Raw genomic sequence first — 21,632 nt, 5'->3', positions numbered from 1 at the left:
GTCCTTTCGGTTGGGCCAGAGTCTATCTCAAACTGGATTAGCTGCAGGGGGCAACGTCAGCAGGATCAAGCATGATCCAGTTCGGCAGTTCCGCTTCGAGATTGCCCAAAGCAATGTCGAGGGACAGGAGCCGGTGCAGATCGATCAACTTGTTCCGCAAAGTTCGATCCAGGTGAGTCGCTTTGCGCAGATCGGACATGAGACGCAGGACGCGGGCGGCGCCGTGCTCATTCTCGATCAATGCGGCTGCGTTGCATAGAGCGGCCCCGTGCTCTGCGAAATGAGCACGGACAGTCGCGATTAGAAGGTCTGCGGACAGGGTGTTCGTCGGGATCTTGCATAGCATTGTAGTCTCCTTGTCTGGGGTTTGTCGGTTGTCTGCCTTTCATTGCAGCTCAAGACTGTCCGCATGCCGTTGTTATAGGTGTCCTCCTTGGTTGTGGTCCGCGCCAACTATCGTCGCTTTCACTTTCTGAAATGAAGATTGGCCGTATGCCTGAAAGACGAAGAAGAAATTTTGGCTTTGACGGAAAATTTTGAGGATCCTTGTCCTCTTCTGGCTTCATCAGGCTGGGTGGAGGCCGCAAGCCAACGACTGCACAGGCCCGACGCGCTCCCAGGCCTTTGCATTTCGTGGTCTGAGTTCAGGCCAGGATGGCTGTTATTATTGGGTAGCAATGCCGAAGAGATGATTGCCGGACAGAGCATTCCGGTGGTGCGCCTATCCTTGACGCATCTTCGGGAAAGTCTGATCGACTGGACGATTTTCGGCATTCGAGGCGAAGCAGTCCTATCAGCAAAAAAACGCTCCGCCCTCACCAGATCGAAGCGCTTGAAGCTGTGCGTGCGTATTCCGGATTGGCAGAGGCGGATCGCGGCAAGCTCATCATGGCCTGTGGTACTGGCAAGACCGTCACTTCGCTTAAGATAGCGGAAGACCTGGTTTGCGCGGGTGGCCGTGTGTTGTTCATGGTGCCGTCGCTTGCGCTGATGTCTCAAACCGTTCGGGAATGGACAAACGACACCGACACGCCGCTTCGATCCCTCGCGGTCTGCTCTGATGCCCAAGTGGGCAAGCGCCGTGCCTCGAACGACGATGCGGCGGAGATCGAAGCACACGACGCTTCAGGGAGATTGCCTGACGCACTTTCGACCAGATCCAGAACCAACATGGAGGCGATGTCGATCTGTCTGTCTTTCCAGCCACACCGGTGTCATGCTCGGTGGAGTTCGGGCGGGTGTGGCAACCAAAACCACAACCGAGTTTCGATGTCTTTGACAGGATCCCGGAGGAGGGGTTTGTCCGTCGTCTCTGGATCGGACAATGAGGCCGCAAAGGTGCGTTACCGGCGGATGTGATCGTCGTCCACCCGGCGCCGGACAACTTCGATGCGCTGCTTGGGGAAGGCGCATGACCGCCCGCGAGATCGACATCCAAACGTCGCCTATCATGCTGACTGCGCTGCCGCTGAGGGATCCCTTCCTGCCGCAGCATCATCTCCACGTCTATCCGCTGGACCGTTCCTCCGGCACAAGGTCCAGCAACGCCATCAGCTGACGAGGTCTGGCAAATTTGCGGATACGCACAAGTTGCAACTTCTGGTGTCGCCCCAGAAGGTAATCAAACACAAACGTATCCGTAGCATTTCCTGTAGCAACTTTACAGTTCCACATAACACAAGTTATTAAGTTATCATATAATTAAGGGGATTTTTCCACGCTTTCGAGAAAACGTGGTGCCCGGGGGCGGAATCGAACCACCGACACGAGGATTTTCAATCCACTGCTCTACCCCTGAGCTACCCGGGCACGGGAGAACGGCGAACCGTTCGGGTGTTGGCCTTCTAGGCGAGCCGACAACGGGTGTCCAGAGGGGAAAGCAGGAAATTTCACACCATTGCGACTGGATACGTGATTTGTGGTGTCTTCGCGCTTTCCCCGCCGTCTGTGCCGGGGTAAATGCTGCACATGACAATGGAAATCAGCAAGCTCGACCAGATCCTTGATCATGGCTTTGACACCGTGATCGACGTACGTAGTCCTGCGGAATATGCAGAGGATCATGTGCCAGGGGCGATCAACCTTCCCGTACTCGACAACGAAGAACGTGCCCGTGTCGGCACAATTTACAAGCAGCAAAGCCCGTTCTTTGCGCGCAAGATCGGGGCGGCGCTGGTGTTTCGCAATGCTTCTGATCACATAGCAGGGCCGCTGGCGCACCATGACGGTGGCTGGCAGCCTTTGGTCTATTGCTGGCGGGGCGGGCAGCGCTCGGGATCCTTTGCCTGGATGCTGGCGCAGATCGGATGGCGCTCTGACATGATCAAGGGCGGATACAAGACGTACCGTAGGCTTGTGACAGAGCGACTCTATGACGCATCACTCGGGCTGCGGCTGATCCAGCTGGGCGGCTACACCGGGACGGCCAAGACCGCGCTGCTCCAGCATCTGGCGCGACGAGGCGTTCAGATGCTGGATCTTGAAGGGTTGGCGCGGCATCGCGGGTCCTTGCTTGGCGGGATACCCGGGGGGCAGCCCAGCCAAAAGGCGTTTGAAACCGCATTGGTAGTGGCCTTGCGGGGAATGGATCCGACCCAACCCGTTCTGGTGGAGGCAGAGTCGAGCAAGATTGGCAATCTGATTGTGCCGCCGTCGGTATGGGCCGCGATGAAAGAGGCGCCTTGGATCGAGGTCAGCGCACCGATCGCTGCGCGGGCAAGGTATCTGGCTGAGGCCTATGATGACATCCTGTCGGACGGAGACGCGCTGCGCGACAAGCTGCGTCATCTTGTGGCCTATCGGGGGGCTGCGGTGGTCGATCACTGGTTCAAGCTGATCGAGTCGGGGGACCGGCTTGCCCTGACGGCGGCGCTGGCCGAGCAGCATTACGATCCGGCCTATGCCAAATCCATGCGCGCGATGACGCCGGACATCATCGCGCGGTTTGAAACGCCGGGTCTGTCAGATCCGGATCTTGAGCTGCTGGCGGATCGGATTGCCGAGCGGTTTCATGGCGCGAGCTTTATCTGAGGCAGTCCTGAGCTGAGCCTGCCGATCACTGCTGCGGGGTAGCCTGCGCTGATCAGGGATTTCAGCACTTCTGGGGCGCGGTCTGACGGGACGGCGGCAAGCAGACCGCCTGCGGTCTGCGGATCAAAGAGGAGGGCGGTGCGCGCATCCTCGGGCAGTTCCGGTGCGGCGGCGCGGTTCTGGGGGTAGAGGGACGAGCGGTGCCCGCGTTCCGATAGCTCCAGCGCGCCCTGCATCAGCGGAATTTCCGACAGATCGAGGGTCGCGGCGAGGCCTGACGCCTCGCAGAGGCCGAGCAGGTGGCCCGCGAGACCAAAGCCGGTTACATCCGTCATGGCATGGACGCAGGAGAGCAGGTGCGACGCCCCGGCCTGTGGCTGCATCATCATCCCGAGGCAATGCAGGACATCGTGACCCTGTGCGGCGCCGGCCATGTCGGCTGCCATGACGACACCGCTGCCGATAGGTTTGGTCAGGATCAGCAGATCGCCCGGCTGCCCGTCTGCCAGCGTGATCGGATCTGCGTGGCAGAGGCCCGTGATGGTGAAGCCGATGGTCAGCTCATCCCCGACCGAACTGTGGCCGCCGACAATTTCCGCCCCGGCGGCGTGCAGGGCGTCGTGCGACGTCTGCATGATCTCGTTGAGCAGGCGGCGGGTGAGCGGTTCCGACAGGCGCGGCAGGATCAGACTGACCAGCGCGGCCTGAGGCTGTGCGCCCATGGCCCAGATGTCCCCCAACGCGTGGTTGGCGGCGATGCGGGTCATGGTGACGGGATCATCGGTCAGGCTGCGCAGGTGGTCGGTACTGAGCACCTGACGCGTGTCGCCCATGTGCAGCAGGGCCGCGTCATCGCCGGGCAGGGCGGTGATGTCGGTGCGCTCATGCGGGGGCAGGGCGCGCAGGACATCGCCCAGCGTGCCGCGCCCGACCTTGGCACCGCAGCCGCCGCACATTGGCTTGGGCCCCAGCGTTTCACGCATTTCGGCGGCGCGGGGCCACGGGAGATGGGGGCGGGGCATGACCGGGTAATCGGTGAATTTCCGCATGAATTTCTGGTCGATATGGTCTTTCCAGCGCCACATGAGCGGGCCGGACAGGGGCAGCCCAAAGCGTTCGGCGATTGCTGTCTTGCCGCCCATAGAGATCAGCTTGAGGTAATCGCGCTGGGGGCGGTAGGGGCGCAGCCCGCCGGTTTCAGTCAGGACGGCGCGCAGGTTGTGGTCGAGGATCGGCGCCTGACGGACGGCATAGACCCCGGCCTTGGGTCTGGGGTCGGTGGCGAAATAGGCGCAGTCACCGGTGGCAAAGATCGCGGGATCACTGCTGCGCAGGCGGGAATCGACGGTGATGAAGCCGTCCTGCAGGGTCATGCCGGTGGTCTGCAGCCAGTCATAGGGCCGCGCGTCGGCGGCCCCCGTCACGAACTCGGCCGGGATCTGCGCGCCGTTTGTCAGTGTCACACCGTTGGGGGTCACGGCGGTGATTTCGGTATTTTCGTGCAGCTGGATGTCGAGCGCGGTCATCGCATCCCGTATGCGGCGCGCCGTGGCGTTGCCCAGACTGGTCAGGGCCTGTGATCTGTCCAGAAGGTGGATGGCATAGGGGCGGCCCCGGCTGCGCAGGGCATGGGCCATGGCCATGGCGATTTCCGCGCCCGCGACACCGCCGCCGATCACGGCGACCGAGGCCGGACCCGTGAGGCCGAGGTAATGCCGCCAGGCCGAGGCGAAGGGGCCGAGGGGTTTGGCCGGGGTCGCGTATTGCTGAAAGCCCGGGATCATCGGCATTGCGCTGGTGATGCCGATATCGATCGACAGGGCGTCAAAGCCGACGGGCGGGCTGCCTGCGACGCTGACGGTTCGGGCGCTCAGGTCAATGCCATCTGCCGCGCCGTTGACCAGCCGCGCGCCGCCAAAGCGCGCGAGTTTTACGAGGTCGATGTCCAGCGCGTCGCGGCTGTAGTGCCCGGCGATGTGCCCCGGCAGCATGCCGGAATAGGGCGCCGTCGCGCCGGGGTTTATCAGGGTCAGGCGCACGCCCGGCAGTGGCTTCATGCCCCATTTGCGCAGGACGAGGGCATGGGTGTGCCCGCCCCCGATCAGAACGAGGTCGCGGGTCAGGGGCAGGGGGGGCTGGTGCATCGGTCTCTCCGGTATCGGAGAGGATCTAGCACGCCGTTTCCGGGATGTCCCGGGGCGGTGTCATCAGATCGACACACGCGCCAGCAGGGTTTCGCGGTCGATTTCGGCGCGCGGCCCTTCGAGCACAACGGCGCCGCGGTTGACGGCGAAAAAACTGTCAGCAAGACCATAGGTGAAGTCGAAATACTGCTCGACCAGTATGATTGCCATGTCGCCCTGATCGCGCAGGCGGGCGATGACGCGGCCGATCTGCTGGATGATGTTCGGCTGAATGCCCTCGGTGGGTTCGTCGAGCAGCAGCACGCGCGGTTTCGAGATCAGCGCGCGGGCGATGGCCAGCTGTTGCTGTTGCCCGCCGGACAGATCGCCGCCCCGACGGTGGGTGAATTCCTTGAGGATCGGGAAGAGTTCCCAGATGGTGTCCGGCACAAAATGTTCGGATTTTGGCAGGCAGGCGAAGCCGGATTCGAGGTTTTCCATGACGGTCATCAGGGGAAACACCTCGCGCCCCTGCGGCACGTAGGCGATGCCTGCGCGGGCGGCCTGATAGGCGGTGGCATGGTTGAGAACGGTCCCGTCGAGCGTGATGGTGCCGCCGGAATAGGGGTGCCGCCCGGCAATCGCCTTGAGCAATGAGGTCTTGCCGACGCCGTTGGTGCCCATGACGGCGGTGACTTCGCCGGCGCGCGCGCGCAGAGAGATGCCGTGCAGGATCTGGCTCTGGCCATAATGCAGGGTCAGGTTGTCGACGCTGAGCATCTGTTATCTCCCCAGATAGACGTCGATGACGTCCTTGTTCTTGGTCACGTGATCCAGCGAGCCTTCGGCGAGAACCGAGCCTTCGTGCAGGACGGTCACCTTGCAGTCGAGCCGGCGCACGAATTCCATGTCATGTTCGACCACGACAACGGCGCGGGTCTGCGCGGCGCGCTTCAACAGGTCGGTTGTGTGCTCGCGCTCGGCCGGGGTCATGCCAGCGGCGGGTTCATCGACCAGCAAGAGGCGTGGGTCCTGCGCCAGCAGCATGCCGATTTCCAGCCATTGCTTCTGCCCATGGCTGAGCTCGCCCGAGCGGCGGGTGAGGTGATCGGACAGGCCGATCTCATCCGCGATTTCTTCGATCCGGGCAGCGCCGGTTGGGGTCTTGCGATAGATCAGCACATCGAACGGCCCGCGCGGATTGCTGAGCGCCATGGCAAGGTTTTCGCGCACGGTCTGCGCCTCGAACACCGTGGGTTTCTGGAACTTGCGTCCGATGCCCGACCGGGCGATCTGGCTCTCTGACATCTTGAGAAGGGAGACGGATTTTTCGCCAAAGATCACGCGGCCTGCATCGGGCCGGGTCTTGCCGGTGATGATGTCCATGAAGGTCGTCTTGCCCGCGCCATTGGGGCCGATGATGGCGCGCAGCTCGGGCTCTCCGATCTGAAAGGAGAGGTTGTTGATGGCGCGGAAGCCGTCGAAGGAGACCGAGACGCCGGAGAGTTCGAGCAGCGTGTTCATTTCTGATCCCCCTTGCGCACGATGATGTCAAACAAGCCGCCAATCCCTTTGGGAAAGAACAGCGTAACGGCGACAAAGCTGAAGCCAAGCAGCACCAGCCACCAGTCGGTCCACTGGATCGTGTAAAAGCCCAGCGGGATGTTGGGCGCACCGCCCCCGGTGAACCAGGACGACATCAGCGACACGACTGCGGCGCCCAGAACAGCACCGTAGAGCCGCCCGCGCCCGCCGATGGCGACCCAGACGGCAAGGTAGATCGACGCGATGGGCGCGACTTCCGCCGGGTTGATGATGCCCGCCTGCGGATAATAAAGCGCGCCTGCGATGCCCGAGATGACGGCGGTGAGGGTGAAGACGAAGAGCTTGTAGGTTTCCACGTGATAGCCAAGGAAGCGCACGCGGGATTCATTGTCGCGAATGCCGCGGATCACGCTGCCCATCTTGCCCGAGACGACCCAGGCGAAGAGCACATAGCCAAGCGCCAGGGCAAGCGCCGAGGCCCAGAAAAAGCCGAGCGAGATGACGGCCTGCGGGGTGCGTTCAAATCCAGGGATGTTCTGCAGGCCCGAGAGGCCGTTGTTGCCGCGCAACCCGCTGTCGTTCTGGAAGAGGTAGAGCGCGAGTGCCAGGGTCATCGCCTGCGTCAGGATCGAAAGGTACACGCCGGTCACGCGGCTGCGGAAGGCCAGCCAGCCAAACACCAGCGCCAGCAGGCCGGGGACAAGTACAACCATCAGAAGCTGCAGGAACAGCGAGTCCGAGAAGGCCCAGAGCCAGGGGAAGTCTGTCGATCCGACGACGCCAAAGATCTGCTGGCCGACGGCGTCGGTGATTTCCTCGGGGGTTGGCGGGATGGCGGCGGCGTTGAGGCTCTTGATCACGATGATTTCGGTCCTAGCGTACATGAGCCACATGCCGATGGCATAGCCGCCGATGCCGAAAAAGGCGAAATGCCCCAGGCTGAGAATGCCGCAATAGCCCCAGACCACATCCATGGCGATGGCGATGAGGCAAAGGCAGAGTGTCTTGCCCAGCGTCTTGACGAAGCTGGTGGAAATCAGGCCGACGCCTGCGGTTTCAGACAGGACCGTGACGCCAAGCGTGAAGAGGCCGAGGACCAGCAGGAACCACAGCACCGAGGGGTTTTTCGACAGGAAGCCTTGGGTCATGTTTCTGGTCCTGCGGGTTTGGAGGCAAAGGGGAGGGGGCCAGCCCCCTCTTGGCCTGCGGCCAATTCACCCCCGGGATATTTTGAGGCAGATGAAGGCGGGAAGAGGGTTTGGGGTGTCATGATCAGTCTCCTGCCGCGCGGCCTTTGAGGGCGACGATGCCCTTGGGGCGGAACTGGATGAAGAGGATGATGAACAGGATCATGTAGGTCTGGGCGGCCAGCGTGTTGGAGGGATTGAAGAATTCGATGCCCTTTTGCAGGAAGCCGATCAGGCTGGCGCCGGCCAGCGTGCCCCAGACGTTGCCGACGCCGCCCACCACCACGGTCATGAAGCTTTGCACGATGTAATCCGAGCCCATTTCCGAGGTGACCTTGGCATAGAGCCCGATCGCAACGCCGGCGATACCTGCGATGCCGGAGCCGAGGCCGAAGGTGAGCATGTTGATGCGGTCGGGGTTGATGCCCATGGAGGCGGCCATGCCGGGGTTCTGGGTGACCGAGCGGACCTCAAGCCCCAGACGTGTGCGTTTGAGCACGAAGAGGATGAGGGCAAGGAATATCAGCGCCAGCACGAAGATCGCGATGCGGATATTGGCGATCTGCACCACGTCGTTTATCACCCAGGCGCCGTCGAGCCAGCTGGGGGAGGTGAGCGGGCGGGCCTGTGTGCCAAAGATGTTCTTGGCCAGCTGTTGCAGCGCGATCGAGATGCCGAAGGTGGCGAGCAGGGTTTCCAGCGGGCGGTGGTAGAGGTGGCGGATCACCAGACGTTCCATAGCAACACCGGCGCCGAAGGTCACGGCAAAGGCCAGCGGCAGGGCAACGAGCAAAGAGATGGTGTAGTCGGGGATGAAAAGCTGCACCACATAGCCGGTATAGGCGCCCATCATGATGAATTCGCCATGGGCCATGTTGATCACCCCCATCACGCCGAAGGTGATGGCAAGGCCGATGGCTGCGAGGAAGTAGATTGAGGCGAGGGAGAGCGCATCCATGCTGATGTCGATGATCTGATAGCGGGCGACGCGGGCTTCGACCTCGTCCAGTGCGGCGCGGGCGGCGTCGGTGACGGCCGGGTTGGGTTCGGTGTAGGCGTCGTAAAAGACGTTGGAGGACAGGGCGGCGGTGCGGATCGCGGGTGTCACCTGCGGCGGTACGGTGCCTGCGGTGGCGAGGGCATCATAGGCGTCGGAGCGGTTCGTCTCATTTCCGAGCTGGCCGACCGGGATGCCGCCGACGCGACCGTCGGTGATATTGGCGGTCAGTGCGGCCTTGACCGCGGCCGGGGGTATCGGGGCGGGGGCGAGATTTGCATCGACGAGGCGGTTGTAGGCGACAGCCTCATTGATGTCGGTGCCGACCTTGAGGATGCGGGCGACATTGGTGCCTTCGGGCACTGAGGGGGCGACGCCGGAGGTTGTGGTGAGGACCAGATTGAGGACCGAACGGGTTTCAACGTCTAGGGCCGAGGAGAGTTCGTTGATCGCGCCGATCCGGTCTTCGGTCGATTTGCCGAAGCGGGCGCGCAGGTGGCCGGCAAGACGTTCCTTGCGCAGCTTCAGCGCCGGGTCCGGCTCACCTTCGATCGAGGCGCGCAGGGGGTCGATCTGATCGGCATCGGGGCTTCGCGAGATGGCGTCGAGGGCGGCGACGCGGCGGGCGCGATCGGGATCAGAGAGCTGGAACTGGACGAGTGCCGCGCCGATCACGCGGCGCACACCGCCGTTGGGGCGGATTTCGGTCATCACATCGGCGGGGGCAGTGCCTGCGGATTCGCCGGTTGTCATGTTGGTCAGAGCGTAGGCGTCACCTTGCCGTATGGCATAGAAGAAAAGACCGTCGGTTGTGCGCTGATAAACGCCCTTATCCTGCCAGCGTTCAAGGAAGCTCGCAACGTTAGGCTGCCTAGAGGCGACAAGATCGGCGATCAGTGCACCGACGCTGAGCCGACCCGGATTGGCAACCTCGGCTGCATGGCGCTGGAGGACGGTCTGAAGATCCTCTGTTGGGCTCTGGGTCTGGGCTTGAACGCCTGACATGGAGAGGAACAGCGCAAAGGCAAGGAAAAGCGCGCGAAGCATGAATACCGCCTGACATGTAAAATCGTGCAAAAAAGCGGGCGCGGAAGGGAGGGTCCGCGCCCGCGAAACGCTGGATCAGTAGTTGGACTTCATCTGAACGCAGGTTTCGGTCTGAGTGTTGTACATGCCGCAGCCGAGCTCTTTCCAATCCGAGGTCAGGACCGCGGATTCAGGCAGGTAATCGGTCCAGGCATCGCCCGCGACCGGCTCGGTCTGGGAGATGATGTCAAACTGACCATCGGCACGGATTTCGCCGATCAGGACCGGCTTGGACAGGTGGTGGTTTGTGCCCATGACGGCGGTGCTGCCGGTGAGATTCGGGAATTCCTGACCCCACATCGCTTCGCGTACCGCGTCCACATCGGTGGTGCCTGCGGCTGTGACCGCGTTCACCCACATGTTGAAGCCGATGTAATGCGCCTCCATCGGGTCGTTGGTCACACGCTTGTCGTCACCGATATATGCGTGCCATTCCTTGATGAATTCGGCATTGGCAGGCGTGTCGGCGGTCATGAAGTAATTCCACGCTGCAAGGTGGCCGACGAGGTTGGAGGTGTCGAGGCCCGAGAGCTCCTCTTCGCCGACCGAGAAGGCGACGACGGGGATGTCATCTGCCGACACGTTGGCCGCTGCGAGCTCCTTGTAGAAACCGATGTTCGCATCGCCGTTGATGGTCGAAATCACGCCGACCTGTTTGCCGTCGGCACCAAGGGCCACGACGTCGGACACGATTGTGGCCCAGTCGGACTGACCGAAGGGCGTGTAGTTCACAAAGATGTCTTCGGCGGCGATGCCCTTGTCCTTGAGGTAAGCCTCAAGGATGCGGTTGGTGGTACGGGGATAGACGTAGTCGGTGCCGAGCAGAGCGAACTTTTCAACGCCAAGCTCTTCGAGGAAATAATCCACCGCCGGGATCGCCTGCTGGTTTGGCGCGGCGCCGGTGTAGAACACGTTCTTCGAGCTTTCTTCGCCCTCGTACTGGACGGGGTAGAAGTAGAGTGCGTTCAGCTCTTCGAGGATCGGCAGAACGGCCTTGCGCGAGGAGGAGGTCCAGCTGCCAAAGGTCACGACGACCTTGTCGTTCGAGATCAGCTCGCGGGCTTTTTCTGCAAACAGCGGCCAGTCAGAGGCAGGGTCCTTGACCACGGCTTCTAGCTGGCAGCCCAGAACGCCGCCTTTTTCGTTCTGCTTTGCGATCAGCATCAGCATGGTGTCTTTGAGGGTGGTCTCGGAAATCGCCATGGTGCCAGACAGCGAATGCAGTACGCCGATCTTGATTGGGCAGTCCTGCGCCGAAGCCGCACCGGCAAGGCCGACCAGAGCGGTGGTGGCAAGTGCCGTAAGTGAAAGCTTGGAAATCATGTAGTCCATCCCGTTGTGGTGCAGCATGTCAAAGACGTAATTCAGAGCTTGGCCCCGTTGCGGAATCCCGCCCGTCCTCCCGCCGCAGCGTTTTTGTTTTGGCCGCGGTCCATCCTCAGGACGGTTGCGCGATGTGGTCCGCCTTCAACACGAAGACGCGTTACCACGGTGATGTTTGCCGCGTCACAAGCCAACATTCCCGACGATCGCAACGCCCGACTGAATGCATTTGATTATTTTGTGATCGGTTTACCTTGGGTCCGCCATATTTTCGGGCAACATCGGCAAAGATCGCGAGGAAATCACGTGCTATCAGGCAAAGATGCCAGTTTTTGTGCGAAATTCCGCAGTTTGCTTTCCACTTTGGCGTGTGCGACATCTGGTTTTGCCTGATTATTAATCCAATGAAGTCGGGCTGGGACTGCTGCTGGATTATCGGTTTTACATACGGAGCCGCAGGTGATGTGTTATTCACGAATGGTTTACACTCCTGAACGAACGGAATGATCTCTTGTTCAATGAAATGCTCAATGGTGCAGAAGTGCGTGCGGCTTACGAAAGTCTTGAACGCTGGCACAAATCCATGCCCGACGATCTGCGGAGCTTGAAGCAGAGCGAGGCCGAGAATCTTTTCAAACGCGTCGGTATCACTTTTGCCGTCTATGGCGAGGGCGGCGATCCAGAACGACTTATCCCCTTTGACATGTTCCCGCGCGTCTTTACCAACAGCGAATGGCGCAAGCTTGATCGCGGGATACGTCAGAGGGCGGCGGCGTTGAACGCCTTTCTGGCTGACGTCTATGACCGGGGTGAGATCATCAAGGCCGGGCGTATTCCTGAACATCTGATCACCAAGAATGCTGCCTTTGAAAAGGCCGCCATTGGTTTCCGCCCGCCGCGCAACATCTATTCTCATATCGTGGGCATCGATCTGGTGCGGACGGGCGCGGATCAGTTCTTTGTACTTGAAGACAATTGCCGCACGCCGTCGGGCGTAAGCTACATGCTGCAGAACCGCGAGGTCATGATGCGCATGTTTCCTCAACTTTTCGTCGAAAATCGTATTGCGCCGGTGGACGGATACGCTCGGCTGCTGAAAAAGACGCTTGCCTCTGTGGCCCCGCTGAAGTGCGACAGTGAACCGACGGTCGTCATACTTACTCCTGGGCAGTTCAACAGCGCCTATTATGAGCATTCCTACCTTGCCGACCTCATGGGGGTAGAGCTGGTTGAAGGGCAGGACCTGTTTGTCGAGGGCGATTTCGTCTGGATGAAGACCACCGAAGGTCCAAAGAAGGTCGATGTGATCTACCGCCGACTGGATGATGATTTCATTGATCCGCTGTGCTTCCGGCCCGATTCGATGCTGGGCGTGCCGGGGCTTATGTCGGTTTACCGCTCGGGGGGGGTGAATATCTGTTCCTGCCCGGGGGCGGGGGTCGCAGATGACAAGGCAATCTACACCTACGTCCCTGAAATGATTCGCTTTTATCTGGGTGAGGCGCCGATCCTTGAGAATGTCCCGACTTGGCAATGCGCCAAGAATGACGACTATAAATACGTTCTTGAACACCTTTCCGAGCTGGTGGTGAAAGAGGTGCATGGCTCTGGCGGCTATGGCATGCTGGTCGGCCCTGCTTCGGACAAAAGCACGATTGAGCTCTTCCGTCAGAAGATCATCGAAAACCCGGGAAACTACATCGCGCAGCCAACGCTTTCTCTGTCTGCCTGCCCGACCTTTGTGGACGCAGGTATCGCGCCGCGCCATGTGGATCTGCGGCCATATTGTCTGGTGGGGGAAACGATCGAACTGGTGCCCGGGGGCCTGACCCGCGTGGCGATGACCGAAGGATCCCTAGTGGTGAACTCAAGTCAGGGCGGTGGAGTAAAAGATACATGGGTATTGGCGGAGTGAGAACATGCTGAGCAGGACAGCCAATCACCTTTACTGGATGGCGCGCTATATCGAACGCGCAGAAACCACCGCACGCCTGCTTGAAGTCGGCGGGCGCAGCGCGCTGCTTCCCGACATCGGCGGCGGCTTTCGCAACGACTGGGAAGCAATCCTTCAGGCCAATGGTACGCTGGAGATGTTCAACGAAAAATATAGCGACACGGTCCAGCGCAATGCAGAAACCTTCCTGTTCTTTGACGCGGACAACCCGTCATCGGTCCTGTCCTGTCTTAACATGGCGCGCGAAAACGCGCGCATCGTGCGCACGGCACTGACCTCCTCCGTCTGGGACGCGATCAACGGCGCGTTTCAGGAACTGAAGCAGTTTCAGCGCACGGAACGGTCCAAGCTGCAGCTCAGCGATCTGACCGAATGGACGCTTCGGTCCACCGCGCTGATCCGGGGCTGCATCGAAACGACCCAGCTGCGCAACGACGGTTATCATTTCATGGGGACCGGTTTCGGCATAGAACGCGCCGACAACACCGCCCGCCTGCTGGACGTCAAATACTACGTCCTCCTGCCCAGCGTGAGCTACGTCGGCTCGGGTCTGGATCAGTCGCAATGGGTGACCCTGCTACGGTCGATGTCGGCGCACCGCGCCTTCAGCTGGACTTATCCCGGAGAACTGACCGCTGCAAAGATCGCGGACTTCCTGATTCTCAACCGGATGTTCCCGCGCTCTCTTCTGTCGGCCGTTCAACATTCCTGCGAACATCTGGACCACATCGGGCGCGGCTATGGGGGGGCCACCCCGGCCCAGTCCAAGGTCCGCGAAATTCTGGCCGAGCTGGCCGAAGCGCAGGTCAAGGATATCTTTGATGAAGGTCTGCATGAATTCCTAATCCGTTTCATGCGTCAGAACGGCGATCTGGCCTACACCGTACACGAAAGCTATCTCCAGGGGATGCCGACATGAGGCTGAACGTCAAACACGTCACGCGCTACTCTTTCGACACGCCCGCGCGCGGGCTGGTCCAGACGCACAAGCTGATTCCCTCTACCTGCGGCAGTCAGAACATCCTGTCCTGGACCGTGACCACGGGCGACGCCATTCGCGGGGCGGCGTTTCGCGACTCTGCCGGCGATATGGTCGAGACGATCTCGGTCCGTGGGCCCGTTGACGAGCTGGTGATCGAGGTGATCGGTGAGGTCGAAACAGTCGATCTGTTCGGTGTACTGCGCAATTATCGTGAGACAGTACCTCCGACTACATATCTGCGCCGGACCCGGATGATACGTCCCGACACCGCTTTGCGCGAATTGTCTGCCGCGGCGCTGGAGGGCTTGGACGGCGACAGCGCGCTGAACCGCGCCCATGCGCTGGCCCGTGCGGTGAACGAAGCCATCGAATACGTGCCTGGCGCGACCGAGGAAATGACCACCGCCGCAGAGGCGCTAGCCGGTGGTAAGGGCGTGTGTCAGGATCATACACACGCGCTGATCGCTGTGGCCCATGCCGCTGATATCCCGGCGCGCTATGTGGCGGGCTATCTGCATTCGGGCGAGGATGCGATGGGTGAGGCCAGCCATGCCTGGGCCGAACTTTACGTTCAGGGGCTTGGCTGGGTCGGCTTTGATGCCTCCAACCGCTGCTGCCCCGATGAACGCTATATCCGGCTCTGTTCTGGGTATGACGCACAGGATGCAGCGCCCATTCGGGGAATAATGAATGCCGGGGTGAAGGAACATCTGGACGTTTCGGTCGCCGTGATGTCGCAATATCAGCAGTAATAGAGTTTCCACACACTTCTGACAGGATAGAGCACAGCGAGCGCATTGCAGCAGTTAACGTTTGGGACTAGCTGTGCTCTAAACCATCTGTAGGGGTATGGGTTCGATGACTTACTGTGTCGGTCTGCTACTGGACGCCGGGGTTGTGCTGCTGTCTGATACGCGCACGAACGCGGGGCTCGACAACATCGCAATATACCGGAAAATGTTCACCTTCTCGGTTCCGGGCGAGAGGGTTGTCGCAATCATGACGGCAGGCAGCTTGTCCGTGACGCAGACAGTGATCGCGCGGCTCACCGATGCCGCCGAAAATCCGGATGCCGACGAAACCGAATCGATTCTCAAGGCGCCGACCATGCTCAAGGTCGCGCAACTGGTGGGCAGCGTATTGTCCGACGTGACGGTCGAGGTGTCCAACAAGATCAGCCGCATGAATCAGGGCGCAAGCGCCTCTATGATTGTTGCCGGTCAGCGCAAGGGCGGCCCGATGCGCATGTTCCTCATCTACAAAGAGGGCAATTTTATCGAGGCGACAGCTGATACGCCTTATCTGCAGATCGGGGAGCACAAGTATGGGAAGCCAATTCTTGACCGTGTGATCACACCCGAAACATCGCTCGCCGAAGCGCAGAAAGCCGTGCTGCTTTCGATGGATTCAACCCTGCGCTCCAACCTCAGCGTGGGGATGCCGCTTGATCTGGCCGTGATCAAGACTGACGCGCTTGAAGTGTCTGAACTGCGGCGGATTGAGGCGACGGATGAAGGTTTTGCCAAGATGAGCAGCGCCTGGTCCAAGGCCTTGAAGGACGGTTTTCAGCAGATCGATGTGGTCTGAATTCAGACCACACGCGGTGTTTCAGATAGCATGCGCATGAAACACCGCGTGGTCAATTTGAAACGAAGATCCTGAAGCTTCAGGGTGCCTTCCGGAAACGGGGAGGCGCGTTTGTTTTGCGCCTCCTAAGTACAAGCCAATCAGCTCGTGAAGATCAATCATCAAACTCCAGCTGTTTGGTCACCCGCAGCGCGATGAACGTGCAGATGGCACCGGACAGCAGATAGGCGCCACTTGTCCACAATCCCAGCGAGGACGACAGCAACAGTGCGACGACCGGGGCAAATCCTGCCCCGAAAAGCCAGGCGATGTCAGAGGTCAAGGACGAGCCTGTATAGCGGTACCGCCGCGAAAACCGCACGGCAACTGCCCCTGAACACTGACCGAACGACAGGCCAAGCAGCGCAAAACCGGTGAACATATAGACAATCTGGCCGGTTGCACCGCCGCTCAACAGCACTGGGGCGCACAGGGCAAAGGCGCCGATGGCAACCGCACACCCCGTCAGCAGTCTGAGCCGACCGATCCTATCTGCCAGAAGGCCTGACAACATGATAGCGAAAAACCCTATGATGGCGCCCAGGATCTCGATCGTCAGAAAGTCCGCCGGATTGTCGGTAGTGAACAGAAAAACCCATGACAGCGGGAACACCGTGACCATGTGGAAAAGAGCAAAGCTGGCAAGGGGGGTAAATGCGCCAAGCAGCACGTTGCGGCCCTCATTTGCAATTGTCTCGCTGACCCGGACCGGGGTCAGTTCAAGGTTGGCAAACTGCTTTTCATATTCAGGTGTTGCCACAATGCGTAGCCGTGCGAACAAGGCCACGACGTTGATCGCAAAAGCCACAAAGAAGGGATAGCGCCAGCCAAAGTCCATAAAGTCCTGCGCGCTCAGTCTTGTCACGAGGAATACGAAAATGCCGCTGGCCACGATCATGCCAAGCGCCGCGCCCAGCTGAGGGACCATGGCGTACCATCCCCGGCGGTTCGCAGGTGCGTTCATCGCGAGAAGTGATGCGAGACCATCCCAAGCGCCGCCCAGGGCAAGCCCCTGACCAATCCGGAGAACGGCAAGAATCACAATCGCATACCAGCCCACGTCATCAAAGCTTGGGGTGAATGCCAGCGCTGCGGTTGAGGCCCCCAGAAGGAACAAAGCGGAGGTCAGCTTGGCCCCGCGCCCAAAATTCTTGTCGATCAGCGTGAAGATGGCGGTGCCGAACGGGCGGGCCAGAAAGGCAAGCGCGAAGATTGCAAAGGAATAGATCGTTCCGTGCAGCGGGTCAGTGAAAGAAAAGACGAGCGCGGGGAATACCAGCACCGAGGCGATCGCATAGACAAAAAAGTCGAAGAATTCCGAGGTCCGTCCAATAATGACGCCAATGGAAATCTCGCCCGGTTCCAGCGGGATCTGCGCGTGATGCAGCGCGCGGGCGTCCTGTTCGGCCATGGTCGAGGCAGTTCTTGTCATGCCGTTGATGCTCCGTTCACTGTTGAATGTTGTGAGTGTCCTGCTCCTGTTCCGTCGGGCTTTGCATTGGACAAATTGTCCAATGTTGCACCTGCAGCATGGCCGATATCGCCGGTGCAAAACAGGCTCGGGTTACATCCAAACCTGTCAAATCTGGACTAACAGACTGGAAATGCATTGAAACGTTTATACTTAGCGGCTCTGTCTGCGCCATTTTTCCTTGTCTCTGCCTGCAAGACAGTTGTTTTGTCCCCTTCGGGCGATGTCGCCGCGCAGCAAAAGGACATCCTGCTCAACTCCACCTATCTGATGCTGATTATCATCGTCCCGGTGATGCTCCTCGTCGTATTTTTCGCGTGGAGGTATCGGGCGTCCAATCGGGATGCGACTTATGATCCGGAATGGAGCCACTCCACACGGTTGGAGCTGGTGATCTGGGCTGCGCCGCTGCTGATCGTGATTTGTCTGGGTGGATTGACCTGGGTCGGCACACACCTTCTTGATCCCTACCGCCCGCTGGATCGTATCTCCTCCACCACCAAGATCACCAAGGACCGTAAGCCACTGCAGGTCGAGGTCGTCTCGCTCGATTGGAAATGGCTGTTTATTTATCCAGAGTACGGGATTGCGACAGTTAACGAACTGGCCGCACCGGTTGATCGCCCGATCGAGTTCAAACTGACCTCGTCCGAGGTGATGAATGCCTTCTACGTGCCGACGATGGCGGGGATGATCTACACGATGCCCGGCATGCAAACGATGTTGCACGGGGTGATCAACGAGAAAGGGATCTATGATGGCTTTTCCTCGAACTACTCCGGTGCGGGCTTTTCCGGCATGCGGTTCAAGTTCCACGTGGTCAGCGATGCAGACTTTGAAACTTGGGTAGCAAAGTCCCGTGCGTCTGACGCCACACTAGATGCCACAGCTTATCTGTCGCTTGAGCAGCCAACTGAAAACGTCGCGCCAAAATTCTACAGCGCGGTTTCAGACGAGCTGTATCACGATATCCTCAACATGTGCGTCGCTCCCGGTACGGCCTGCATGGACGACGTGATGATGCGCGACGCGCGGACACGAGCCGGACAGGAACCGATGACCGCCATGAACGATGCGGATCGCACGGCCCCGTCCGAACACATGACCCACATGGCCCCGATGGACCAAATGGGCGAACACGCCCCCGATGAGCCGATGAAGGCGGATCCCACCGGTGGCGGGATGCTCCGTGGGCATGGCCTGTCGCAGGATCTGACGCCGTTCTTCGGGACAAAACCTGCCGCTTCTTCTCCAGATACACTCTGAACGGACCGAAACATGACATTGCCAGTGCAAGATCCCTCAAACTCCTTCCTATTCGGTCGGCTGTCCCTGGAGTCCATTCCCTATCATGAGCCCATTTTGCTTGCCACTTTCGCTGTCGTGGCGTTGGTCGGCATCGTGGTCTTTGGGGCGCTCACCTACTTTCGTCTCTGGGGCTATCTCTGGAAGGAATGGTTCACCTCGGTCGATCATAAAAAGATCGGTATTATGTACATGGTCCTTGGGGTCATCATGTTGCTGCGCGGCTTTGCCGATGCGATCATGATGCGGCTTCAACAAGCCATGGCTTTTGGCGGGTCCGAAGGGTATCTGCCCGCGCACCACTATGATCAGGTCTTTACCGCACACGGAGTGATCATGATCTTCTTCGTGGCCATGCCCATGGTCACGGGGCTTATGAACTACGTGGTGCCGTTGCAGATCGGCGCGCGGGACGTGTCGTTTCCCTTTCTGAACAACTTTTCCTTCTGGATGACCGTCGGCGGTGCCATCGTCGTCATGATGTCACTGTTCATCGGTGAATTTTCCAAGGCCGGTTGGCTGGCCATGCCGCCGCTTTCTGGGATCGGTGCCAGTCCTGATGTCGGGGTGGATTACTACATCTGGGGGCTGCAGATTGCGGGTGTTGGCACGACTCTGTCCGGGATCAACCTTCTGGTGACGATCATCAAGATGCGCGCACCCGGTATGCACATGATGCGGATGCCGATCTTTACCTGGACCGCTCTGTGTACCAACGTGCTGATCGTTGCCTCCTTTCCCGTTCTGACCGCCGTTTTGGTGCTTCTCTCCCTTGACCGCTACATGGGCACGCATTTCTTCACGAACGGTATGGGCGGCAACCCGATGATGTATGTGAACTTCATCTGGATCTGGGGTCACCCAGAGGTCTACATCCTGATCCTGCCCTGCTTTGGCATATATTCCGAGGTGACCTCGACCTTCTCGGGCAAAAAGCTCTTCGGCTACACCTCGATGGTCTATGCAACCATCTGCATCACGATCCTGTCCTACCTCGTCTGGCTGCACCACTTCTTTACCATGGGCTCTGGGGCCAGCGTGAACTCGTTCTTCGGGATCACGACGATGATCATCTCAATTCCCACGGGGGCGAAGCTCTTCAACTGGCTCTTCACCATGTATCGCGGCCGCATCCGGTTCGAACTGCCTATGATGTGGACAATCGCTTTTATGCTGACCTTCACGGTCGGCGGTATGACCGGTGTCCTTCTGGCGGTTCCGCCTGCCGATTTCGTCCTGCACAACTCGCTGTTTCTGATCGCGCACTTCCATAACGTGATCATCGGCGGCGTGCTCTTTGGCCTGTTCGCCGGTATGAACTACTGGTTCCCCAAGGCCTTCGGTTTCACCCTGAATGAGTTCTGGGGAAAAATATCTTTCTGGTTCTGGGTCATCGGCTACTGGTTCGCCTTCACGCCGCTTTATATCCTTGGCCTCATGGGGGTGACACGCCGGATGCGGGTGTTTGACGATCCGAGCCTGCAAATCTGGTTCGTGATCGCCGCCTTTGGTGCTGGGCTGATCGCCATCGGGATCGGCGCCTTTCTGATCCAGATCGCTGTGTCGATCCGCGACAAGGAAAAGAACCGAGATGTGACAGGGGACCCCTGGAATGGGCGGACACTCGAATGGGCGACCTCTTCGCCGCCGCCGGACTATAATTTTGCCTTCACACCGCTGGTGCGCGATCTTGACGCTTGGCACGATATGAAAACCCACGGCTACAAACGCCCGCAGAGCAATTTTGCACCCATCCACATGCCAAGGAATACCGGCACCGGGGTGATCATTGCAGCGCTCAGCGTAGTCTGCGGGTTCGGGCTTATCTGGTATATCTGGTGGCTTGTCGCGCTATCCTTTGGCGCCATTCTTGCGGTTGCCATCGGCCATACCTTCATCACCGACCGCGATTTCCACATTCCAGCTAGGACGGTGACGGATACCGAAGCCGCACGTTCAAAACTTCTGGCAAGGGGGACCTGAACCATGACAATGACTGTTGACACGAATTCCACCCCGCAATTCCACCTGAGCGAAGAGCCGCATCATCCCGAGGGCGCCAGCACGATGCTGGGGTTCTGGGTCTACCTGATGAGCGACTGTCTGATCTTTGCGGTTCTATTTGCGGTCTACGCTGTCTTGGGCCACAGCTTTGCAGGTGGGCCAGGACCAAAAGAGCTGTTCGATCTGGAGCTTGTAGCGCTGAACACCGCAATGCTGCTGTTTTCGTCCATCACCTATGGATTTGCCATGCTGGAAATGGCCCGTGACCGGGTGAAGCCGATGCTGATCTGGCTGGTGATCACCGGGCTGTTCGGCGCGGCCTTCCTGACAATCGAGCTGACCGAATTCAGCCATATGATTGCCGAAGGCGCAACACCGCAAAGCTCGGCCTTCCTATCGGCATTCTTCACGCTGGTCGGGACCCACGGGCTGCACGTCACCTTTGGCAGCATCTGGCTGATCACGCTGATCTTGCAGGTGCTGCGCTTTGGACTGACCAGTTTCAATAAACGCCGCCTTATGTGCCTGAGCCTATTCTGGCACTTTCTGGATGTCATCTGGATTGGCGTTTTCACCTTTGTCTATCTCATGGGGATGATCTGATGAGCACGCATGAAACCCATTCTCACGCGGATGACCATGGAAGCATGAAAACCTATGTGACCGGTTTTCTGCTGTCGGTCCTGCTGACGGTCATCCCTTTTGGCCTTGTGATGTCTGGCGGGCTTCCCAACCGGGATCTGACGATCGCGCTGGTGCTGGCGGCGGCGGCCATTCAGATCGTCGTTCACATGATCTATTTCCTGCACATGAGGTCGAGTTCGGAAGAAGGCTGGACGATGATCACCCTTCTTTTCACCATCGTCATTCTTGTCATCATGCTGTCAGGCTCTGTCTGGGTGATGTATCACATGAACACTAACATGATGCCCATGACCGGGGATATGTAAACGCGATCGTGACACATGCCCCAGACCGGCAAAGGCCGGAACGACGTTC

General features: G+C 59.5%; 19 protein-coding genes, 1 tRNA gene and 1 pseudogene. 13 read left to right on the top strand and 8 right to left on the bottom strand.

The features are described from left to right. The 4 genes and pseudogenes from P775_RS28565 to P775_RS28140 all read left to right on the top strand — a co-directional run. Positions 1–259, top strand: a 259-nt coding sequence (locus P775_RS28565) for a hypothetical protein (protein ID WP_218967721.1), incomplete at its 5' end; no start/stop codon positions are given. Between the two features lie 581 nt (positions 260–840). After that, positions 841–975: pseudogene (locus P775_RS29925) on the top strand (DEAD/DEAH box helicase family protein); the annotation flags it as partial. A 182-nt stretch (positions 976–1,157) separates the two neighbouring features. Continuing rightward, complete coding sequence (locus P775_RS29920; RefSeq protein ID WP_425439919.1) at positions 1,158–1,328, top strand: hypothetical protein; 171 nt, start codon at positions 1,158–1,160, stop codon at positions 1,326–1,328. Positions 1,329–1,411: 83 nt separating this feature from the next. Then, entirely contained in the window at positions 1,412–1,558 is a 147-nt protein-coding gene (locus P775_RS28140) for a hypothetical protein (RefSeq protein ID WP_180287479.1), read from the top strand. Between the two features lie 176 nt (positions 1,559–1,734). On the opposite strand, the gene P775_RS17040 is transcribed toward P775_RS28140, so the two are convergent. Beyond that, a tRNA-Phe gene (locus tag P775_RS17040) sits at positions 1,735–1,809 on the bottom strand. A gap of 159 nt (positions 1,810–1,968) precedes the next feature. On the opposite strand from P775_RS17040, the gene mnmH reads away from it, so the two are divergent. Then, the gene (mnmH, locus tag P775_RS17035) at positions 1,969–3,030 is read left to right on the top strand and encodes a tRNA 2-selenouridine(34) synthase MnmH (protein ID WP_099912105.1); all 1,062 of its coding nucleotides are present in this window, start codon (positions 1,969–1,971) and stop codon (positions 3,028–3,030) included. Here the strand turns inward: mnmH and selD are convergent. The 6 genes from selD to urtA form a co-directional block, all read right to left on the bottom strand. Then, entirely contained in the window at positions 3,009–5,174 is a 2,166-nt protein-coding gene (gene selD, locus P775_RS17030; protein ID WP_099912090.1) for a selenide, water dikinase SelD, read from the bottom strand. The genes mnmH and selD overlap by 22 nt on opposite strands. A 63-nt stretch (positions 5,175–5,237) precedes the next feature. After that, entirely contained in the window at positions 5,238–5,933 is a 696-nt protein-coding gene (gene urtE / locus P775_RS17025) for an urea ABC transporter ATP-binding subunit UrtE (protein WP_099912089.1), read from the bottom strand. 3 nt (positions 5,934–5,936) lie between these two features. Further along, on the bottom strand, positions 5,937–6,677 hold the full coding sequence (urtD, locus tag P775_RS17020; RefSeq protein WP_099912088.1) for an urea ABC transporter ATP-binding protein UrtD: 741 nt from the start codon (positions 6,675–6,677) through the stop codon (positions 5,937–5,939). Beyond that, positions 6,674–7,846: an urea ABC transporter permease subunit UrtC gene (urtC, locus tag P775_RS17015; protein WP_099912087.1), complete on the bottom strand. Its 1,173-nt coding sequence runs from the start codon at positions 7,844–7,846 to the stop codon at positions 6,674–6,676. Before urtC ends, urtD begins: the two co-directional genes overlap by 4 nt. Positions 7,847–7,970: 124 nt before the next feature. Then, the gene (urtB, locus tag P775_RS17010; RefSeq protein ID WP_099912086.1) at positions 7,971–9,929 is read right to left on the bottom strand and encodes an urea ABC transporter permease subunit UrtB; all 1,959 of its coding nucleotides are present in this window, start codon (positions 9,927–9,929) and stop codon (positions 7,971–7,973) included. 75 nt (positions 9,930–10,004) lie between these two features. Next, entirely contained in the window at positions 10,005–11,291 is a 1,287-nt protein-coding gene (gene urtA / locus P775_RS17005; protein ID WP_099912104.1) for an urea ABC transporter substrate-binding protein, read from the bottom strand. A 523-nt stretch (positions 11,292–11,814) separates the two neighbouring features. Here urtA and P775_RS17000 point away from each other — a divergent pair. The 4 genes from P775_RS17000 (at position 11,815) to P775_RS16985 (ending at position 15,814) form a co-directional block, all read left to right on the top strand. Beyond that, a complete protein-coding gene (locus P775_RS17000; RefSeq protein ID WP_099912103.1) occupies positions 11,815–13,206 on the top strand; it encodes a circularly permuted type 2 ATP-grasp protein in 1,392 nt (463 codons plus the stop codon). A gap of 4 nt (positions 13,207–13,210) precedes the next feature. Further along, on the top strand, positions 13,211–14,164 hold the full coding sequence (locus P775_RS16995) for an alpha-E domain-containing protein (RefSeq protein WP_099912085.1): 954 nt from the start codon (positions 13,211–13,213) through the stop codon (positions 14,162–14,164). After that, positions 14,161–14,979 carry a transglutaminase family protein gene (locus P775_RS16990; RefSeq protein ID WP_099912084.1) on the top strand — a complete coding sequence of 273 codons (819 nt, stop codon included), beginning with the start codon at positions 14,161–14,163 and terminating at the stop codon, positions 14,977–14,979. The genes P775_RS16995 and P775_RS16990 overlap by 4 nt, the downstream gene beginning before the upstream one ends. 106 nt (positions 14,980–15,085) lie before the next feature. Next, complete coding sequence (locus P775_RS16985) at positions 15,086–15,814, top strand: proteasome-type protease (RefSeq protein ID WP_099912102.1); 729 nt, start codon at positions 15,086–15,088, stop codon at positions 15,812–15,814. A gap of 154 nt (positions 15,815–15,968) precedes the next feature. Here the strand turns inward: P775_RS16985 and P775_RS16980 are convergent, their stop codons facing one another. Then, entirely contained in the window at positions 15,969–17,285 is a 1,317-nt protein-coding gene (locus P775_RS16980) for an MFS transporter (protein WP_099912083.1), read from the bottom strand. Positions 17,286–17,462: 177 nt separating this feature from the next. Between P775_RS16980 and cyoA the strand changes: the two genes are divergently transcribed. The 4 genes from cyoA to cyoD are packed head-to-tail and all read left to right on the top strand — an operon-like array spanning position 17,463 to position 21,583. After that, positions 17,463–18,590, top strand: coding sequence for a ubiquinol oxidase subunit II (gene cyoA, locus P775_RS16975; RefSeq protein WP_099912082.1), 1,128 nt, complete (start codon positions 17,463–17,465; stop codon positions 18,588–18,590). Positions 18,591–18,602: 12 nt separating this feature from the next. Then, on the top strand, positions 18,603–20,612 hold the full coding sequence (gene cyoB, locus P775_RS16970; RefSeq protein ID WP_099912081.1) for a cytochrome o ubiquinol oxidase subunit I: 2,010 nt from the start codon (positions 18,603–18,605) through the stop codon (positions 20,610–20,612). Positions 20,613–20,615: 3 nt separating this feature from the next. Beyond that, the gene (cyoC, locus tag P775_RS16965; protein ID WP_099912080.1) at positions 20,616–21,236 is read left to right on the top strand and encodes a cytochrome o ubiquinol oxidase subunit III; all 621 of its coding nucleotides are present in this window, start codon (positions 20,616–20,618) and stop codon (positions 21,234–21,236) included. Beyond that, on the top strand, positions 21,236–21,583 hold the full coding sequence (gene cyoD / locus P775_RS16960; RefSeq protein ID WP_099912079.1) for a cytochrome o ubiquinol oxidase subunit IV: 348 nt from the start codon (positions 21,236–21,238) through the stop codon (positions 21,581–21,583). The genes cyoC and cyoD overlap by 1 nt, the downstream gene beginning before the upstream one ends. Positions 21,584–21,632: the final 49 nt, after the last annotated feature.

It is taken from the genome of Puniceibacterium antarcticum, assembly GCF_002760615.1.
Taxonomy (GTDB): domain Bacteria; phylum Pseudomonadota; class Alphaproteobacteria; order Rhodobacterales; family Rhodobacteraceae; genus Puniceibacterium; species Puniceibacterium antarcticum.
This window is presented reverse-complemented; position numbering and strand designations above follow the sequence as displayed.

Coding starts and splice junctions, on each gene's coding strand:
- P775_RS28140 (WP_180287479.1), top strand. CDS start 1,412: ATGACCGCCCGCGAGATCGACATCCAAACGTCGCCTATCATGCTGACT.
- mnmH (WP_099912105.1), top strand. CDS start 1,969: ATGACAATGGAAATCAGCAAGCTCGACCAGATCCTTGATCATGGCTTT.
- selD (WP_099912090.1), bottom strand. CDS start 5,174: ATGCACCAGCCCCCCCTGCCCCTGACCCGCGACCTCGTTCTGATCGGG.
- urtE (WP_099912089.1), bottom strand. CDS start 5,933: ATGCTCAGCGTCGACAACCTGACCCTGCATTATGGCCAGAGCCAGATC.
- urtD (WP_099912088.1), bottom strand. CDS start 6,677: ATGAACACGCTGCTCGAACTCTCCGGCGTCTCGGTCTCCTTCGACGGC.
- urtC (WP_099912087.1), bottom strand. CDS start 7,846: ATGACCCAAGGCTTCCTGTCGAAAAACCCCTCGGTGCTGTGGTTCCTG.
- urtB (WP_099912086.1), bottom strand. CDS start 9,929: ATGCTTCGCGCGCTTTTCCTTGCCTTTGCGCTGTTCCTCTCCATGTCA.
- urtA (WP_099912104.1), bottom strand. CDS start 11,291: ATGATTTCCAAGCTTTCACTTACGGCACTTGCCACCACCGCTCTGGTC.
- P775_RS17000 (WP_099912103.1), top strand. CDS start 11,815: ATGCTCAATGGTGCAGAAGTGCGTGCGGCTTACGAAAGTCTTGAACGC.
- P775_RS16995 (WP_099912085.1), top strand. CDS start 13,211: ATGCTGAGCAGGACAGCCAATCACCTTTACTGGATGGCGCGCTATATC.
- P775_RS16990 (WP_099912084.1), top strand. CDS start 14,161: ATGAGGCTGAACGTCAAACACGTCACGCGCTACTCTTTCGACACGCCC.
- P775_RS16985 (WP_099912102.1), top strand. CDS start 15,086: ATGACTTACTGTGTCGGTCTGCTACTGGACGCCGGGGTTGTGCTGCTG.
- P775_RS16980 (WP_099912083.1), bottom strand. CDS start 17,285: ATGACAAGAACTGCCTCGACCATGGCCGAACAGGACGCCCGCGCGCTG.
- cyoB (WP_099912081.1), top strand. CDS start 18,603: ATGACATTGCCAGTGCAAGATCCCTCAAACTCCTTCCTATTCGGTCGG.
- cyoC (WP_099912080.1), top strand. CDS start 20,616: ATGACAATGACTGTTGACACGAATTCCACCCCGCAATTCCACCTGAGC.
- cyoD (WP_099912079.1), top strand. CDS start 21,236: ATGAGCACGCATGAAACCCATTCTCACGCGGATGACCATGGAAGCATG.